The sequence below is a fragment of the Deltaproteobacteria bacterium genome (genome assembly GCA_030690165.1).
Lineage (GTDB): Bacteria > Desulfobacterota > GWC2-55-46 > UBA9637 > UBA9637 > JACRNJ01.
Genome location: JAUYHF010000007.1, coordinates 52,521 through 69,336 on the forward strand (window position 1 = coordinate 52,521; position 16,816 = coordinate 69,336).

Here is a 16,816-nt window from a genome sequence, read left to right on the forward strand (position 1 = left end):
ACACTTAGGAAAGGAAGGTATCCTAAGTGAATGCTGGTTTCATGGATTTTGGAAGTATGTTGAGGAGATTATTGTGAATCAAGATAAGTCGAAAATAACGAAGAGAAAGGCAAGGTATATTATAGGTGCCTCAATCCTTATCATCATAATTCTTACCAGTTTTGCCCTGCTACCAGACTCTCTCGTGGCATTCCTCGAGCCAGAGGGGAGCATACAGAGGTGGCTAACCGCCGCTGGGAAGATGGCACCGCTGCTCTTCATTGCAGTAATGGCTTTAACGGTTGCAAGCCCGTTACCGACGCTTCCCCTGGATATAGCCGCGGGGGCATTATTCGGCCCGTTTCTGGGGACGCTGTATGCTGTGTTTGGCGCTTCTTGTGGAGCCATGATTAATTTTTTTCTGGCCCGTTATCTTGGGCGAAAATTTATTGAACGTTTTCTCAAGGGGCATATCAATTTTTGCACGATCTGTTCGGACAAACTCGTGGCCCGCCTGATTCTTATATCCCGACTGGTGCCGGTAATTTCTTTTGACCTGATAAGTTATGGAGCCGGGCTCACGAAAGTTTCTGCCCGGTCCTTTTTTCTGGCGAATTTCTTGGGCATGATCCCGCTCACGTTGGCCTACACATTGTTAGGCAAGTACGTGACCATCAAACTGTGGATGGCAATTCCCCTGGGGGTAGTCATGGTGGCGCTGTTTTTTGCCATCCCTTACTGGCTTGAGAAGCATGACCTATTCGGGGTGAGCAAGCTGTTCCGCCATCCAGAAGCCGATCAAGAAAAGCAAACAGGGACACTTTCAGATATGCTAAAAGACGTCAAAGAAAGGAGGTGAATATTATGGCGGATAAAACTCAAAAAGAAAAGCTTTTTGCCCAATGTTCATGCGGTTCTGGCAAAAAATATGGAGAATGTTGCGGCAGAAATGAGCCGTGTTCTTGCGGTTCCGGTAAAAAGGCAGGGGAGTGTTGTTTTAAGGCTGCAAAATGATGTCAATAACATTTTCTGCTATAATAAACCAAACACTAAAACAAAGGAGGATGGACTATGTGTCAAAATTGGAAGAAGATGGTTATAATAGCATTACTGGCATTGCCATTGATTATGATGGGAGGTTTTAGAGGGGATGCTCAGGCAGGTGAAAAGAACCCCTGTGCAAAAAATCCTTGCGCCATGAAAAACCCATGCGCCAAGAATCCATACGCGGCTAATCCATGCGCGGCGAAGAAAGATATGGCAAAAAGTTCAAAACCTATCAGGAAAATAACTATTACCGATAAGGACAAACTCATGAAGCTGGGCGAGAAACTATGGAATGACACAAAGCTCGGGACATCCGGTGCGGCCTGCGCTTTATGCCATCCCGGTGGCAAGGGTCTGAAGAAAGCCCCGTTTCCAAAATATCTGAAGATGCCTGATGATATTTTAACCTTAGACCAAATGATAAATTTCTGCATGGAAAACCCCATGAAGGGCAAGCCGCTATCATGGAACTCGATAAAGATGACTGCCCTGGCAGCCTATATCCAGGCCAATGCAAAGGAGGAAGGGGAGGGAGGGACGCCTGCAAATCCGTGCGCTGCAAAGAATCCTTGCATGATGAAAAACCCCTGTGGTATAAAGAATCCGTGTATGATGAAAAACCCATGCGGGAAGGAGTAGGCTCTTTTTTAGCCACAGACTTCCATTAACCCAGAAAATGCATTTGCATTTTCTGACATGAATTGCAAAGAAGGAGGTGAAGACCATGTCTCTTATGTGTCCCATGCAAGGGTGTAAGGAAAAACAGGGTATGTGCGGCCATGAGAAGGTCATGCTGGGTTTGGTGGGTATCATCGCGCTGGTAGTTTTATTGGTAAAGTTTGCTTAAGTCGGTTGGGCCATAAACGTCTTCATATCCCATGAGTTAAGCAAACCAGGTGTCTGCAAATACATAAAAAAAGGAGGTGAAAACTATGTATCGGAACTTTAAAAAAGCAATTGCTGTTGCTTTGGTGACATTGCCACTATTTATGTCCGGCGGTTTTAGCAATGTTCAGGCCGAGGAGAAAAATCCCTGTGCAGCTAAAAATCCGTGTATGGCGAAGAATCCTTGCGCAAAAGGCGCGGCAAAACACGCTAAGGCGGGCGTAAAATATTTGCAGGAGGCCATCAAGCATCTGGAAGAATCTGCTAATGCAGGCGGCGACGCCCATGTTCAAGAGGCGCTTGACCATGCAAAAGAGGCGCTAAAGCATGCAGAGGCGTCTGGCAAATAAGGAGAATAGCGCAAGAGAACAATCCCCAGCGGGGTAGTCATACCCCGCTGGAAGATTATGCCATCCATCCTAAGGTTACTGCTATAAAACATAAAAAAAAGGAGGAATTTTATTACAAGGTTGGTTGCTATTCTTCTATTACTGGTCTTTATATCTTCAAGCCCTGCAATAGCAGGGGAGGTAAAATCTGTTACCCTTGAAGTGAAAGGGATGACATGTAACCTGTGTCCCCCGATGGTAAAGAAGGCTAAAAGATTGACTATTGAAATGAAGGTTATAAATCCATTAGATTATTTTAAAGAAAATCAAATTATAATTATGATTATAAAATCTGCCGAATTTATTAAAAGTAGTTCTTCTATTGAGCTTTGCCCTAAAATAACTGCACCTGAATTCGCTTTTATTGGCAGGTCAAATGTTGGCAAATCATCTTTAATAAACATGTTGGTTAATAGAACCGGTCTTGCTAAAACCTCAGCAAAACCAGGGAAAACCAGACTAATTAATCACTTTCTTATAAACAAAAGCTGGTATCTGGTTGATTTGCCGGGATATGGATATGCATCAGCTTCAAAAGTAGAAATTGCAAAATGGAGTAAATTTATTGATGACTACCTTAGTAAAAGAGAAAACCTTGCATGCCTTTTTGTGTTAGTTGACTCACGCATTGAACCTCAGAAAATTGACATGGAATTTATAAGTAATTTAAAGTTTCTGGGAGTTCCTTTTGTTCTTATTTCTACCAAAACTGATAAAATATCAAAACTGAAAATTGAAAGACATATTAAATCATTTAAAAGAGAGCTTATAGAAATGCGGGAGGAGTTGCCAACACACTTTATGTCGTCTTCTAAAACTGCTACAGGCCGCAGTGAAATACTATCTCTGATTAAAAAAATCAACAATGAATGGAATCTTGATAAAACAATTGAAGAAGTAAAAAGAGGTAAAAAAGTGGAGTTAATTGGGGACACATATTCAGAACCGAAAAAGGAGATATAATTTTTTATGAACATCATTGACAAACTCTGTATAAATACCCTGCGATTTCTTGCAGTAGATGCTGTAGAGCAGGCGAAATCAGGGCATCCCGGCATGCCCCTTGGCGCAGCGCCAATGGCATATACTGTGTGGGACCGCTTTCTTCGGCACAACCCTAAAAACCCTGCGTGGTTTAACCGCGATCGGTTCATACTTTCTGCCGGACATGGTTCCGCCCTGTTATACGCGCTTCTCCACATGACAGGTTATGATCTGTCTCTTGATGATTTGAAACATTTCCGGCAGTGGGGAAGTAAAACCCCGGGTCATCCTGAATACAGACATACACCGGGGGTTGAGGCTACAACTGGCCCGTTGGGGCAGGGTTTTGCAATGGGCGTGGGAATGGCTATAGCCGAGAGATTTCTTGCCAATGTTTTTAATCGCCCTGATTTTACCGTTGCAGACCACTATACTTATGCGATTGTATCTGACGGCGATCTGATGGAGGGGGTATCGTCTGAGGCGGCATCTTTTGCAGGCGCAATGGGACTCGGCAAGTTGATATATTTGTATGATGATAACGATATTTCCATTGAAGGAAACACGGATTGCACCTTTACCGAAGATGTTCATGGTCGTTTTACTTCTTATGGGTGGCAGGTAGTCTCTGTAACTGACGGTAATGACATTAAAACAATTGAAGACGCTATAAAGGCTGCCATGGCTGAAAAGAATAAACCTTCGCTTATTATCATAAAAACCCATATCGGCTATGGCAGTCCAAAACAGGATACTGCCTCTGTGCATGGCGAGCCGCTTGGGAGTGAGGCGGCCAGAAAAACAAAGGAGAAACTTGGCTGGCCGCTGGAGCCTCTTTTTTACATTCCAGAAGAGGCATTAACTCATTTTAGGCAAGCTCAGAAAAGTGGGGCAAAATTGGAAATGGATTGGAACACCCTTTTTGAAAATTATAAGAAGGCATATCCTGATTTGGCTGTCAAATTTGAACAGGCTGCCGGGGGCAAACTCCCAAAAGATTGGGACCATCTGTTATCTATGTTTAAGCCTGAAGAGGGGAGTATTGCCACCAGAAGCGTATCAGGCAAGGTAATGAATGCTCTTGCAGGCGTTCTGCCTAATTTTATGGGTGGTTCCGCGGATCTCTCACCGTCAACCATGACTACCCTTAATGGCGGCGGTGACTTTAGTTCTGGAAACCAATCAGGCCGCAATATACATTTCGGTGTTCGTGAAAATGCTATGGGAAGTATCATTAACGGCATGTCCATCCATGGCGGTGTTATACCTTACGGCTCTACCTTTCTTGTCTTTTCTGACTACATGCGGCCGGCTATCCGTATGGCAGCCCTTATGAAGGCCCATTCTATTTTCGTTTTTACCCACGACAGTATTGGACTTGGGGAGGATGGCCCAACGCATCAACCTATAGAACAATTGATTGGGCTGAGAACTATACCGGGCCTTACCGTATTCCGTCCTGCAGATGCAAATGAGACTGTTGCGGCATGGAAATTAGCGGTTGAGCGGAAGGGGCCTGCGGTTCTGGTGTTGACAAGACAGAAGCTGCCAATATTGGATCCGCAAAAATATCCAATTGCCGAGGGTGTTTCAAGAGGTGGATATATTCTAACAGATGCTGATAATGCTCATCCCGATATCGTGTTGATTGCCACTGGCTCTGAGGTTCATCTTATTTTGGCTGCGCATGGGCAATTGACAAATCAAGGTATAAAGGCTCGCATCGTATCCATGCCGTCGCTGGAGCTTTTTGACGAACAGCCTGCAGAATACAAAAGGCATATCCTCCCGCCTAATATAGTGAAACTATCTGTAGAGGCCGGCAGCCCAAAGGGTTGGCGGGAGTATGTGGGTGATACAGGGGATGTGATCGGGCTTAACCGTTTTGGCGCATCTGCGCCGGGTAATACTGTTATGGAGATGCTTGGATTTAATGTGGAGAATGTAGTTAAACGGGCTATGGCCTTGGTGCGAAGAAGGGAATAAAAGGAGGTCGTATGGAACTTGGTATGATAGGATTAGGACGGATGGGCGCCAATATGGCGGAGAGGCTCCTCAAAGGCGGTCACCGGGTTGTGGGGTATGCCCGCACACGCGATAAGGTGGAATATATCGTAAAAAAAGGCGGCGCAGGCGCATCCTCTCTTGAGGAAATAACCAAATTGCTTAAACCACCAAGGGTCATATGGCTCATGGTTCCGGCAGGCGAGGCAGTGGAAGAGACAATTAAAGGACTGCTCTCCTGTGTCGCAAAAAACGACCTGATTGTAGATGGCGGTAATTCATATTATAAAGATTCTATCAGAAGGGGATTGATGCTGAAAGAGAAAGGGATTCACTATGTTGATGCAGGTGTAAGCGGCGGTATATGGGGTTTAAAAGAAGGTTACAGCATCATGGTCGGTGGAGAGAAACCGGCAGTTGACAGGCTTATACCACTTATCAAGACACTCGCCCCTGCTGAAGATAAGGGGTGGGGGCATGTGGGGCCGGGCGGCGCAGGCCACTTCGTGAAGATGGTTCACAATGGTATAGAGTATGGCATGATGCAGGCGTATGCAGAAGGGTTTTCCCTGATGAGGCATAAGGAGGGATTTAACATGGACCTCCACCAGATTGCTGAAATCTGGAGGCACGGGAGTGTGGTCCGTTCGTGGCTCCTTGACCTGACTGCCGACGCCCTTTCTCAAGACCCTGATTTCAAGGCAATAAAACCCTATGTGGCAGACTCGGGTGAAGGGAGATGGACAGTATCCGAGGCAATTGACCTGAATGTCCCTGCGCCGGTGATTACCTTGTCGCTTCTCCAACGGCTCCGCTCCCGTGATCTGGAGTCTTTTTCAGACAAGCTCATTGCTGTCATGAGGGATAAATTTGGCGGACATGGAATAAAGAAGGAAGAATAGCTATGTCTAAAACAGATATAGAACCGCATATCTTTATTATTTTTGGCGCAACAAGCGATTTGATGCGCCGAAAACTTGCCCCCTCCATCTTAAGTCTTGCCGCCAGAGGCCTGCTAAAAGAAAAATGCTTAATCCTCGGTGTTGCCAGGACATCTGATTTGGATGATATATCATTTAGGTCTCATATTCGCGAGATTTTTACAGGGTCTGCTTTAAAAGATAAATTAGATATAGAGTGGTGCAATAGCTGTGTTTATTATCAATCTATCGGGTCCGGAGATGCTGAAGATTACAGAAGGTTGGCAGCCCGCATTGCAGAATTGGAAAAGGAACACATGCTTCCGGAAAACCGCATATTCTATCTTGCCCTCCCGCCCGATGCCTTTCCTCCAATCATCAAAGGACTTGGCGAGGCAGGGCTTAATACCAGTCATGGCTGGACACGGGTGGTCATAGAGAAACCCTTTGGCCGCGACCTTGCATCTGCGCAGGCATTGAATCGGTTAGCGCATGATTACTTCGATGAGTCTCAGATCTACCGCATTGATCACTATCTCGGCAAAGAGACGGTGCAGAACCTTCTTGCCTTCCGCTTCTCCAATACCATTTTTGAGTCCCTCTGGAACCGCGACAGGATAGAACAGGTAGAGATAACCGTTGCTGAAGAACTCGGAATAGGGAAACGTGCCAGTTATTATGAACAGGCCGGCGCTTTACGGGATATGGTGCAAAACCATCTTACACAGCTTCTAACTCTCATAGCGATGGAGGCGCCTCCTGCCTTTGATGCAGACGCTATCCGCGGTGAAAAGATAAAGGTGCTTCGCTCCCTTGCCCCTATCCGGCCAGAGGATGCTGTTTTCGGCCAATATACGAGGGGGCAGATAAATGGCAGTGAGGCGCGCGGCTACAAAGATGAGGCATCGGTATCACCGCTTTCTACAACTGAAACTTACGCTGCCATCCGCGTTGAGATTGCAAATTGGAGATGGCAGGGTGTGCCTTTTTACCTTCGGACAGGCAAGTGTCTTGCAAAAAAGACCAGCGCCATTGTGGTTACCTTTCGCTATCCGCCGATATCGATATTTCAGCCGTTTCAATCATGTAATATATGCTCCAACAGGCTGGTCATTACACTTCAGCCTGACGAAGGCTTTGACCTTTATTTTGAGGCAAAATCTCCGGGTGAACCTTTTACCATTAAAACCCATAATCTCCACTTCCGTTATGATGAGGTTTATGGCCATCTCCCTGATGCGTATGAGACCCTTTTGTTAGATATCATGGAGGGGGACCAGACCCTCTTTATCCATGCTGATGAAACTGAAAATGCCTGGCGTCACTATACCCCTTTACTGGAAAAGCGGCCGCTGGTTTACCCGTATGCTGCCGGCACATGGGGGCCTGCAGAAGCAAATCACCTTTTTAAAGGCACAGTTAAGATATGGACAACGCTGTAAGTCAAGAAGTCCGTATATATCCAGATATAGAATTGTTGAGCCATGAAGCAGCCAGGGAGATGGTTTATCTGATATGTACTGTTGCGGCAGAGAAAGGCAGATTTACTATCGCACTGTCCGGCGGCCGCACCCCTGTAGCCCTCTACCAACTCATAGCCGGCAAGTACAGCAGCCGGATTCCATGGGACAAAGTCCATATTTTCTGGGGGGACGAGAGATATGTTCCTGCGGGCCATGCAGACAGCAATTTTGCAATGGCCTCTAAAACGCTTATATCTCATATAAACATACCAACTCAAAATGTCCATCCTGTTCCTATTGAATTGAAACCAATAGAAAGGGTTGCAGAGGCGTATGAGCAGATGCTTAAGGGTTTTTTTTTAAGGGAATCTTCTTTCCCTTGCCTTGACTTAATACTGCTTGGCGTGGGAGAGGATGGGCATACAGCCTCACTTTTTCCTGGAGATTCTGCTATAAGAGAGATGCATAGATTGGTTATGCCTGTTATTGCCCCAGCCAATTATCCTCCAAGAAATAGGATAACCCTTACCCTTCCTGTAATAAACAGCGCGGACAATGTCTTCTTTATTGCGGCGGGGAGTGAAAAAGGCAAGGTTATTCGCTCCATTCTTGAGGATAGAAAAACTACCGGAAGGCTTTATCCGGCAGCGATGGTGCAGCCGAAGGGACGCATTATTTGGTTTCTGGATAACAAGGCTTACACCTCACATAAAAATTAATGAACCGGATCAATATGAAGAAACCCCCTTTGCTGACATGGCTCAAGGCGCTCATAGTTGCAGTCCTTATCATAGGGCTGTTTGCGGCTTTCAGGTATTCTGACCTCTCTTCCAGATTGCGTGATGTGTTGGCATGGATAGAAAACCTGGGATGGATCGGTGTTGGCGCTTACATTCTCATATACATTGCGGCATGTGTATTTTTACTTCCCGGGTCAGTTCTGACGCTTGGGGCAGGTGTTGTTTTTGGTGTAGTCAAGGGCTCCATAATTGTCTCCATTGCATCAACTCTGGGCGCAACCATAGCATTTCTCACCGGCCGTTATATCGCGCGGGGTTGGGTTGTGCGTCAGATTGAAAAGAGGCCTTTTTTCCGGGCAATTGATGAGGCGATTTCGGCAGAAGGCTGGAAAATCGTCCTGTTGACACGCCTGTCTCCGGTATTTCCATTCAGTCTTATGAATTACGCATTGGGACTGACCCCTGTAAAGTTAAAGGATTATGTTCTGGCCTCGTGGATTGGTATGCTTCCGGGGACAGTTATGTATGTCTACATTGGTTCACTGGCCGGAAGTCTTGTATCCCTGGGCGGAGCCGCCAACGGACGGCAGCGGTCTACCGGCGAGTGGGCGCTTTACGGAATCGGCCTTTTGGCCACATTAATCGTCACGGTATATGTCACACGCATTGCTAAACGCGCTTTATCGCAAAAAATAAGCAAGGTAGAATGATATGAGCTGTTGTGGAAACTTCTGCAACAAAAATAATTTTACCAGACTATATTTTGTAATATAGCATACAGAAAAATTTTATAGATCTCTATAAAATGATTTATATAAATTAAGAAGGAGGTAAATTGCTATGGATAGAATCAAATCTTTAAATAAAAATGTAGCAGCAGGAGAGGTAAAAGAAATATTGGAAGAGATCGAGAAAAATTTTGGAATGATCCCCAACTTGTTTAAAACCTATGCCCATTTTCTGCCCCTTTTAAAAGCGAATTGGAACAAGGTAAAAGAAGTAATGATGCAGGGAGACCTGAGCAATAAGGTAAAACAGACCATTGCGGTTCTGGTTTCCAAGGACAATAACTGCAAGTATTGCATAGCCGCTCATACTGCTGCGTTAAAATCCATTGGGGTTTCAGATGAAGAAATCAAAATAATTGAGGATGATGTCAGACGTTCAGACTTCAGTGAAAAAGAAAAAGCGATTATCGGTTTTGTCCGGAAAGCGAATCTCGAACCTCTGAAGATTTCCGATGCCGAATTTAATTCGCTCCGACAATCAGGCGCTTCGGACAGCGAAATCATTGAGGCACTTGGGGTCATGGAATTATTTACCGGGTTCAACAAGTTCCTCGATTCTCTACAGATCGGTATTGATTTCTAAATGTAATATAGCATACAGAAAAATTCAATAATAAGGTGTAGTATTATTATCATGAATAAACTCTGGTACCTAAAACAATGCGATATATTTAGCGGTATGGATAAAGATAAATTAGATAAAATCAACGATATTGCAAAAGAAAGGCATATCCCTAAGAATGAATTTATCTATTCCGCTCAGGACAAAGATGATCGGATGTTTATTCTTAAAAAAGGGAGGGCAAGGATTTTTAAGGTCTCAGCAGATGGTAAAATGATTACCTTATCTATTCTGAGAGAAGGAGATATTTTTGGAAGGATGTCAGCAGTAAGAGGAGGAACCTCCGGGGCCTACGCCGAGACTTTAGAGGATTCCTATATCTGTGTAATCCATCAGGATGATTTTCATAATGCAGTTAAGGAGATGCCGGAGATTGCATTGAGATTGATCGAATTAATAAACCATAGGCTAAAAGAGGCAGAGGATAGAATAGAAGATTTGGTTTTCCGTAATATCCCTGGCAGAATTGCAGGTATCCTTTTGAAACTGGCTGAACAGTTTGGAAAAGATACCAGTGAAGGGATTCAGATTAATTTCAAGATTACTCATCAGGAATTGGCTGATATGGTTGGAGCCACACGCGAAACCGTTACTATTATTTTAAATGACTTTAAGAATGATAACTTGATAAAGATAAGTGAAAAATATATCACCATAATTGATGAGAAGATATTAAAAGAATGGGCTGGAAGGTGAGAGAAAGAGCGAGTCCGATTGATGGAAAAAATAAAATGATATCAAAATCTATAATTCAATGCCCTGAATGCGGATTTAAAAAGGAAGAGGTGATGCCGGAAGATTCTTGCCAGTATTTCTACGAATGTACAAATTGTAAAACACGCATAAAGGCAAAACATGGAGACTGTTGTGTCTTTTGTTCTTATGGAAGTGTTAAGTGTCCGTCAAAACAAAATGAGAATAAAGAATTAAAGGGAGGTAAAGATGTTTAGAAAGATAAAGATATTAATGGTTATTGTCATGATTGTATTGATCACATTTTTGGGGAGCAGCCTGTTTGCCGAAGGGAAGAAGACAATCCTCTTCCACCTTAAGACAGGCCTTAAGCAAGACGATGCCCAGATATGTGTGGCGTATAACGAGATATGGGCAGCCATGGAATCCGGATTCAGTGTAGATGTGCTTATTGATGCCAGTGCAGTAAATACTTATAAAAGAGGGTTCTTTGGGAAGGACTCTTTGGAAAACTATAAACTGCCTGAGGGTATGCGGCAGGTACTGGCGCATCAATTCAATATCCCGATACAAAAGGTGCCTCAGGTTTACGGTGAATATTTAACTATGCTCCACAATAAAGGCGCCGTCTTTTATATCAATAGTGAGATGATGATTACTGCTGGTATTGCCAGGGATGAGAATGACATGGAAAAGATCTCGGCAAAATTCTTTAAACCTATTAGCATGAAAAAGATCATTGAACTCCGGACAAAGGCGGATTATTATCTGGCTTATTAAGCCGGAATAAACAAAAAGGAGCATTTTATGGGTTTAGTCAAGGGTCTAAATTTGAATAGCAGCGGGCTGTTTCCGGCGGAAAAACCTTTTGGAAAGCCCGGACTTCCATCGAACTGGTCTTCTGCTTCAAAGCAGGGTGTGGGAACAGCCTGCAATGATATTTCAAAGGTGTGGTTTACTATAGCAAACGGGATTATCACAGAGGTCTTTTATCCCACAGTAGATACAGCCAATATAAAAGACCTTCAGATTTTGGTAACCGACGGCAAGACGTTCGTTGATGAGGAGAGGAAAGACACAATATCAAGCATAGAGTATATTGCCCCAAAGTCCCTTGCTTATAGGATAATCAATACTGCCAAAAATGGAAGATACAAGATTGTTAAGCATATTGTAACAGATACTTATGGGCAATCATTGGTGATTAAGACTTCATTTCAGGCCTTAAAGGGAAATCCAGATGATTACCGTCTTTTTATCTATCTTGCCCCGCATATAAAAAACAAAGGTTACGGAAACTCCGGCAGATGTATCAGCTATGCTGGCAAGGATTATCTCATTGCCTGGCGGGAAGATATCGCCATTGCCCTTACCGCCAACATACCTTTTAAAAATATGTCATGCGGTTATTCCGGTTATTCGGACGGCTGGCATGATTTGAAAAATAATCTAAAAATGGACTGGTTTTTTCACCGGATTGAGGATGGAAATATTGCCATGATTGCGGAGATTGACGCAAAGGAATTTACCGCAGTCCTCTCCTTCGGAAGAGATGATGTGGAGGCAGTGCAGGAAGCTAACAAAACTTTGGAAAGGGGTTATGATGCCATAGAAGCAGGGTATATAAAAGAATGGCATAATTATTTATCCAAACTGAAAGATTTTAGTGAAGAGGGTTTTGACAACGGCAGGCTTTATTGGATAAGCACGATGGTAGTAAAGGCCCATGAAGATAAGACCTACAAAGGCGGGGTTATCGCCTCGTTGTCCATACCATGGGGTGAAAGCAAATCAGATACAGAGACTGGCGGTTATCATCTTGTATGGCCAAGAGACATGGTAAAGGCAGCCTTTAGCTTTATGGCAATGGGAGACATGGATACACCTCTCGCGATACTTAAATTCCTTGAACGAACTCAGAAATCTGATGGCTCATGGCCGCAGAACATGTGGCTTGACGGCAGGCCATACTGGAACGGCGTGCAATTGGACGAAGTGGCATTTCCCATACTTCTGGCATGGAGGCTTGGGGCTATGGGTATGCTGAAAGAAAATTTTTATCCCATGATTAAAAAGGCTGCGTCATATCTGGTAAAGGAAGGCCCTATTACAGAGCAGGAGCGGTGGGAAGAGAATTCAGGCTTTTCTCCATCTACTCTGGCCATTGAAATCGTTGCCCTGATTTGCGCGGCTCAGCTGGCCAAAAAAATGGGAGAGGATAGAGAATCAAAATATCTCTTTGATATCGCAGATTATTGGCAGACACATATTGAAGACTGGACATTCACTGATTGCGGTTGTCTCCTTTCTGAGCATCCTGAGCATTACCAGAGGATTGCCTCTGTTGCCCCTGAATCGCTTGATATGGGAGGAACAGCGTGTCAGATATTCCTTCCGATAAAAAACCTGCCATCCGAATCTATAAGAGAACATTCGCAATGTTCTGTTGTGGACGGCGGTTTTTTAGAATTGGTGAGATACGGCATAAGAGACCCGAAAGACCCGCATATTCTTAAGACCCTTCCTGTTATTGATAAACTACTCAAGATGGATACGCCATTCGGCGCTGTCTGGCACAGATATAATAATGATGGTTATGGAGAAAAGGAAGACGGCTCGCCTTTTGACGGCTCAGGCATCGGAAGGGCATGGCCCCTGCTTACTGGCGAAAGGGGAATGTATGAATTTCTTGCCGGTAGTTCTATTGACCCTTACTTGAAGGCAATGCAGGGCTTTGCCAATGATGGTGGAATGATTCCAGAGCAGGTGTGGGATGCAGAGGATATACCGGAAAAAGGACTTTTCAAAAATAGAGGCACCGGCTCGGCCACACCTCTTGTATGGGCGCATGCCGAGTATATAAAACTCTTGGTCAGCAAAAAAGAGTGCAGAGGCTGCGACATTGTTGATGAGATATACCAGAGATATGTGGTTAAAAAGACAAAGAGCAATATTATCGCATGGAAGATAAATAAACCTATAAAACGGATACAGGCATCAAACACCTTGCGAATTGTTACTTCTGAGATAGCCCTACTTCACTGGAGTAAGGATAACTGGAAAACCGTAAGGGACGATACCTTTGAGATAACCGGGCTCGGGCTCTTTTATATTGATATACCTGCCGGGACATTTCAACAGGGAGACACCTGTATATTTACCTTCTACTATCCTGTGACGGATAAATGGGAGGGTAAGGACTATATTTTAGTTGTGGAATAGTCTGGAATAAAAAGGAGGTGATGATGAATAAATTACAAATATTCTTATTGTTGTTTATAATCATCTTCTTCCCGTTAATCAGTTATGCCGGGGATAAGGTTTTTTTAAGGGAGGAATTCAATGACCTCTCGAATTGGAATCCGCTCAATTTCCCTAAGATAAAAAGACATACCATTTATACCATAGAATCCAATGGGGAAGAGAGATATCTCAAGGCGGAGAGCGATGCCTCTGCCTCCGGAATAATATACAAGAAGGAGTTTAATGTTTATGAATTCCCTAAGGTTAAGTGGCGCTGGCGGGTAGAGAATATATATAAAAAGGGGGATGTGAAAACAAAGGAAGGGGATGACTATCCGATCAGGGTTTATGTCGCCTTTAAATATAATCCGGAAAAGGCAACCTTTTCGGAAAAGTTAAAATATAATGCGGCAAAATTATTATACGGGGACTATCCCCCATACAGCGCTATCAGTTATATCTGGTCAAGCAAGGAATATCCGGAGAGGATGTTTACCAGCAAATATACAGACAGGGCAAAGATGATCCTCTTAGAGCAAGGGAGTACAAATGTCGGCAAATGGAAGACAGAGGAGGTAAATATCATAGATGACTATAAAGCCGCCTTTGGTGAAGATCCTCCTTCTGTTGCCACCATTGCTATCATGAATGATTCTGACAATACAGGGGAGAAGGGGATTTCTTATATGGATTATATTGAGGTATATAAGTGATGGAAATATTTTGACCTAACCATAAAAAGACATTATGTTGATAATCTGGTTAAATTTTACCTAAAACCTTAATTACAGGAGGGGTATGTCAATTTCAAATTTATTTACTAAAATTCAAATTGGTCCTTATCAACTTCCCAATCGGATAGTCATGGCGCCTATGACCCGTAACCGCGCCGGGAACGAAAATGTGCCGACCGCACTAATGGCTCAATATTATAAACAACGCGCATCTGCCGGACTAATTATCACCGAAGCAACACAGGTAACTCCTGAAGGAGTAGGTTATCCCAATACCCCGGGAATCCATTCAGATGAACAAGTAGAAGGCTGGAAACAGGTAACAAAGGCGGTTCATGAATCAGGAGGGCGGATCTTTCTGCAGCTTTGGCATGTGGGACGTATTTCCCATCCGCTTCTGCTTCCAAAAGGGATGAGGCCTGTGGCTCCATCGGCAATTGCGCCGCAGGGTCAGGTTTATACCCCGGAAGGGATGAAGCCCTATGAAATCCCCCGTCCGCTTGAAACAAATGAAATCCCCCGGATTATAGAACAATACATTCATGGGGCAAAAAATGCCTTAAGATCAGGATTTGATGGAGTGGAACTGCACGGGGCCAACGGTTATTTAATTGATCAATTCCTTCGTGATGGAACTAATATAAGAACTGATATATACGGCGGTTCCATAGAAAACCGCGCCCGATTTCTTCTGGAAGTTACAAAGGCCGTGATTGATATTTGGGGTAGTAACCGTGTTGGCGTGCGTTTATCCCCAGGCGGAACATTTAATGATATGAAAGACTCCAATTCTCTTAAGACCTTTAGCTATGCGGTAAAAGAGCTCAAACAATTGGGGATTGTCTATATCCATATTATAGAAACCTCTGAGGCGGATAAACGGCATGAGGGAAATTCTGTTGAAACCAAACAATTTCGGCCACTCTTTGACAAAGCTATTATTGTAAACGGAGGTTATAACCGTGAACGGGCAGATGCTACAATCAAAGATGGAGTGGCGGACATGGTCTCTTTCGGAGTTCCTTTTCTGGCAAATCCTGATCTCCCGCATCGTCTGAATATCGGCGCTCCGCTGAACATTCCTGATCCAGATACCTTCTATGGAGGAGGAGAAAGAGGATATATAGATTATCCGATTCTTAAATAAGAGCGCCATGAGGAGAAAGGGAAATAGTTTATCTGAAGGCAGAGGGAGTAACTGACGATTATGGGTATAGCACTTCTTTTTCTGGCCACTTTATTCCTGGCCTATTTTAACGGGGCAAATGATAATTTTAAAGGTGTGGCCACACTCTTCGGAAGTAAGACCATAAATTATAGGGACTCTTTATATTTGGCCACCATAACCACCCTTGCCGGTGCTCTTTGTTCTGTTTACATATCCTTCTCTCTTATTAAAATTTTCTCAGGAAAAGGGCTTGTTCCGGATAGTATTGCGGCCTCTCCTGAATTCTTATCAACTGTGGCCATAGGCGCAGGATTAACAATAATGCTTGCCACCCTGACCGGTTTCCCTGTCTCTACCACGCATAGTTTAACCGGAGCCTTGATTGGCGCCGGTTTTATGGCTATCGGCACACAGATAAATCTCAATACCCTGATTAACTCCTTCCTTCTCCCTCTTTTATTAAGCCCGTTAATCTCTGTTTCTCTCTCTGCCCTGCTTTATGCAGGATTACATTATCTGCGAATACAGGCCGACGTATGCAAGGAGTGGTGTGTTTGCGTAGGAGAGACGGAGCAACTGATCCCCATCCTTCAACCAAATTCTCTCGCGTGCCTTGAAGGTATAAAGGGGATAGATGCCTCTATCGGCACAGTAGACGAATGTAAGGAGAGATACACAGGTAAATTTATAGGGATCGAATATCAGAAACTGATAGACCTGCTCCATATCTTTAGCGCCGGAAGTGTGAGTTTCGCAAGGGGATTAAATGATACCCCAAAGATTGTGGCCTTGCTTATGACGGCTTCAGTATTTGATATCAAATATGGGATCATGGCGATTGCCGCAGGGATGGCTATGGGTGGGATTCTTAATGCCCATAAGGTGGCGCAGACGATGAGCAAAAAGATTGTCCCATTGAACCCGGGACAGGGATTTGTTGCAAACCTTACCACCGCCATACTTGTGTTTTTTGCGAGCAGAGCCGGTCTGCCGGTATCCACTACCCATGTCTCGGTTGGTTCTATCTCCGGCATTGGTCTCATTAATAAAAAGGTGAACATAAAGATCATTTCAGATATTTTGCTGGCATGGATATTAACCTTACCGGTATCAGCTATTCTCAGTGCGGGTATTTATTTGGCATTAAAATAATCTTA

19 protein-coding genes are annotated in these 16,816 nt (G+C 44.0%); all 19 read left to right on the top strand.

The annotated features are described in order from the left end of the window. Window positions 1-73: 73 nt before the first annotated feature. The 19 genes from Q8P28_01525 (at window position 74) to Q8P28_01615 (ending at window position 16,811) form a co-directional block, all read left to right on the top strand. On the top strand, window positions 74-838 hold the full coding sequence (locus Q8P28_01525) for a TVP38/TMEM64 family protein (GenBank protein MDP2681474.1): 765 nt from the start codon (window positions 74-76) through the stop codon (window positions 836-838). A gap of 5 nt (window positions 839-843) precedes the next feature. Continuing rightward, the gene (locus Q8P28_01530; protein MDP2681475.1) at window positions 844-993 is read left to right on the top strand and encodes an SEC-C metal-binding domain-containing protein; all 150 of its coding nucleotides are present in this window, start codon (window positions 844-846) and stop codon (window positions 991-993) included. Window positions 994-1,050: 57 nt separating this feature from the next. Further along, a complete protein-coding gene (locus tag Q8P28_01535) occupies window positions 1,051-1,665 on the top strand; it encodes a cytochrome C peroxidase (GenBank protein MDP2681476.1) in 615 nt (204 codons plus the stop codon). 85 nt (window positions 1,666-1,750) lie between these two features. Further along, a complete protein-coding gene (locus tag Q8P28_01540; protein ID MDP2681477.1) occupies window positions 1,751-1,873 on the top strand; it encodes a hypothetical protein in 123 nt (40 codons plus the stop codon). An 85-nt stretch (window positions 1,874-1,958) separates the two neighbouring features. Then, the gene (locus Q8P28_01545; protein ID MDP2681478.1) at window positions 1,959-2,261 is read left to right on the top strand and encodes a hypothetical protein; all 303 of its coding nucleotides are present in this window, start codon (window positions 1,959-1,961) and stop codon (window positions 2,259-2,261) included. 318 nt (window positions 2,262-2,579) lie between these two features. After that, window positions 2,580-3,263 (top strand): ribosome biogenesis GTP-binding protein YihA/YsxC, encoded by a 684-nt coding sequence (gene yihA / locus Q8P28_01550; GenBank protein MDP2681479.1) that lies wholly within the window; start codon window positions 2,580-2,582, stop codon window positions 3,261-3,263. Between the two features lie 6 nt (window positions 3,264-3,269). Further along, on the top strand, window positions 3,270-5,270 hold the full coding sequence (gene tkt / locus Q8P28_01555) for a transketolase (protein MDP2681480.1): 2,001 nt from the start codon (window positions 3,270-3,272) through the stop codon (window positions 5,268-5,270). 11 nt (window positions 5,271-5,281) lie between these two features. Continuing rightward, the gene (gene gnd, locus Q8P28_01560; GenBank protein MDP2681481.1) at window positions 5,282-6,190 is read left to right on the top strand and encodes a decarboxylating 6-phosphogluconate dehydrogenase; all 909 of its coding nucleotides are present in this window, start codon (window positions 5,282-5,284) and stop codon (window positions 6,188-6,190) included. A 2-nt stretch (window positions 6,191-6,192) separates the two neighbouring features. Beyond that, a complete protein-coding gene (gene zwf, locus Q8P28_01565; protein ID MDP2681482.1) occupies window positions 6,193-7,650 on the top strand; it encodes a glucose-6-phosphate dehydrogenase in 1,458 nt (485 codons plus the stop codon). After that, a complete protein-coding gene (pgl, locus tag Q8P28_01570) occupies window positions 7,635-8,390 on the top strand; it encodes a 6-phosphogluconolactonase (protein ID MDP2681483.1) in 756 nt (251 codons plus the stop codon). Before zwf ends, pgl begins: the two co-directional genes overlap by 16 nt. Window positions 8,391-8,404: 14 nt before the next feature. After that, window positions 8,405-9,121, top strand: coding sequence for a TVP38/TMEM64 family protein (locus Q8P28_01575; protein MDP2681484.1), 717 nt, complete (start codon window positions 8,405-8,407; stop codon window positions 9,119-9,121). A gap of 130 nt (window positions 9,122-9,251) precedes the next feature. Beyond that, the gene (locus Q8P28_01580; protein MDP2681485.1) at window positions 9,252-9,782 is read left to right on the top strand and encodes a peroxidase-related enzyme; all 531 of its coding nucleotides are present in this window, start codon (window positions 9,252-9,254) and stop codon (window positions 9,780-9,782) included. A 51-nt stretch (window positions 9,783-9,833) separates the two neighbouring features. After that, entirely contained in the window at window positions 9,834-10,517 is a 684-nt protein-coding gene (locus Q8P28_01585; GenBank protein MDP2681486.1) for a Crp/Fnr family transcriptional regulator, read from the top strand. Further along, a complete protein-coding gene (locus Q8P28_01590) occupies window positions 10,502-10,771 on the top strand; it encodes a GDCCVxC domain-containing (seleno)protein (protein ID MDP2681487.1) in 270 nt (89 codons plus the stop codon). The genes Q8P28_01585 and Q8P28_01590 overlap by 16 nt, the downstream gene beginning before the upstream one ends. Beyond that, complete coding sequence (locus tag Q8P28_01595) at window positions 10,764-11,294, top strand: hypothetical protein (protein ID MDP2681488.1); 531 nt, start codon at window positions 10,764-10,766, stop codon at window positions 11,292-11,294. Before Q8P28_01590 ends, Q8P28_01595 begins: the two co-directional genes overlap by 8 nt. A 27-nt stretch (window positions 11,295-11,321) precedes the next feature. Then, window positions 11,322-13,736 carry a glucan 1,4-alpha-glucosidase gene (locus Q8P28_01600; GenBank protein MDP2681489.1) on the top strand — a complete coding sequence of 805 codons (2,415 nt, stop codon included), beginning with the start codon at window positions 11,322-11,324 and terminating at the stop codon, window positions 13,734-13,736. Between the two features lie 23 nt (window positions 13,737-13,759). Continuing rightward, a complete protein-coding gene (locus Q8P28_01605; GenBank protein ID MDP2681490.1) occupies window positions 13,760-14,470 on the top strand; it encodes a DUF3047 domain-containing protein in 711 nt (236 codons plus the stop codon). An 85-nt stretch (window positions 14,471-14,555) separates the two neighbouring features. Further along, window positions 14,556-15,638 (top strand): alkene reductase, encoded by a 1,083-nt coding sequence (locus Q8P28_01610; GenBank protein ID MDP2681491.1) that lies wholly within the window; start codon window positions 14,556-14,558, stop codon window positions 15,636-15,638. A gap of 60 nt (window positions 15,639-15,698) precedes the next feature. Further along, complete coding sequence (locus Q8P28_01615; GenBank protein MDP2681492.1) at window positions 15,699-16,811, top strand: inorganic phosphate transporter; 1,113 nt, start codon at window positions 15,699-15,701, stop codon at window positions 16,809-16,811. Window positions 16,812-16,816 lie beyond the last annotated feature (5 nt).